1 protein-coding gene is annotated in these 614 nt (G+C 45.1%); it reads right to left on the reverse strand.

Annotation, left to right across the window (positions count from 1 at the left end; translation table 11 throughout):
• On the reverse strand, positions 1–494 hold a 494-nt coding region (locus AC5KOD_RS02400; RefSeq protein WP_496912957.1), incomplete at its 3' end, for an aminotransferase class I/II-fold pyridoxal phosphate-dependent enzyme.
• Between the last annotated feature and the right edge of the window lie 120 nt (positions 495–614).

Genomic DNA, 614 nt, shown 5'->3' on the forward strand with positions numbered 1-614 from the left:
GTCTGAGGCAAGCTGGCTTTGGCTTCTAGGTCCACAAAATCAATGGTGTAGTGACCGTTTTGATTGACTAAAGAACTGGCGATCACCTCACGACCTGACTTTTCAATGGCCGCTCTAAAAGGATAATAAACAGGGGATAAAATCTGGACTCCCTCGCCTACCTCCGTAAAGGCTTTCACTGAATGGTAAAGAGCCGTCACGATACCCGGTGAAACAACCAACCAGTCTTTTTCAACCTGCCACTGATGACGGCGCGCCATCCAGTTAATCACGGCTTCATAATAGCTGTCAGTTGGTTGAGTGTAACCTAAAACCATGGTATCAAGATAACTCTTCAAGCCCTCAATCAGCTCTGGTGGATGAAGTAAATCAGTATCGGCTACGGATAAGGGCACGATATCTGTTGGTAAATCAGGGTAACTGTCGCGCATTTGGCGCCATTTAGCTGAGCCGTCGGCCAAACGATCGCGACTGGTAATAAAATCATAGGTCATGTCATTTTTCTTCCTTTCTTTGATACTTGTACGATCCCTGTCACCTAATTCTGCATGACAGAGATAATAATTATCACTTAAAAGCAATGCCAGCGAAGATTCCTGCTAATATGGCTGACA

Source organism: Vagococcus sp. WN80Y, assembly GCF_059621045.1.